Source organism: Vibrio sp. YT-19(2023), assembly GCF_033337395.1.
The window spans coordinates 1-589 of record NZ_JAWOQN010000805.1 but is presented as its reverse complement, the minus strand read 5'-3'; the positions used below and the strand labels follow the sequence as shown (position 1 = coordinate 589).

Below are 589 nucleotides of genomic sequence, written 5' to 3'. Positions count from 1 at the left end.
TGCAACAGTATTAAACACGACAGTAGAAGCGCGTTGTACTGGTGGGTTTACCACGCCGTTGGTCCACTTCTTATCGCGGCCTGCGGTAATGAGTTTGGTCTTTTTGCCCTCTGACATAAATATTCCCTGTCTTAAATATTACAATTTGGATTATTTAAAACATGGACGACATAGGGTTTGCAAGGGAAAAGTCACATATCGACCAATAACCGTTTGGATTGAACGTTTAGATCGCCGTGTGGTAGCGATGATTACATGAGACGTATTGGGGAAAGCACAGAATAGTCGATGCGAAAAGTAAGACGCAGATAAATTAAACCTCCAGCAAGGACTCTCATTACTGGAGGTTTGAACTGAAATGGTCACTGATTTAGAGCAATGGGTTGAAGAGGTAGAACACACGCTCAAGGAAACGAGAATAAAGGCTACGTTTTTCCCACTCGTCCAAAACGACAGGATGAGATTGCTTGATATAGCCATCTTGCAACCATGACAATTGCTTGGTGAACTCTTCATCGTCGACAGCCAGAGTGACTTCAAAGTTCAGCCACAGGCTACGCATGTCCATATTCACCGTACCAACCAAACA

1 pseudogene is annotated in these 589 nt (G+C 43.6%); it reads right to left on the bottom strand.

The window, feature by feature from the left end:
* Nucleotides 1-370: 370 nt before the first annotated feature.
* Nucleotides 371-589: pseudogene (gene cls, locus R7E78_RS28555) on the bottom strand (cardiolipin synthase A); the annotation flags it as partial.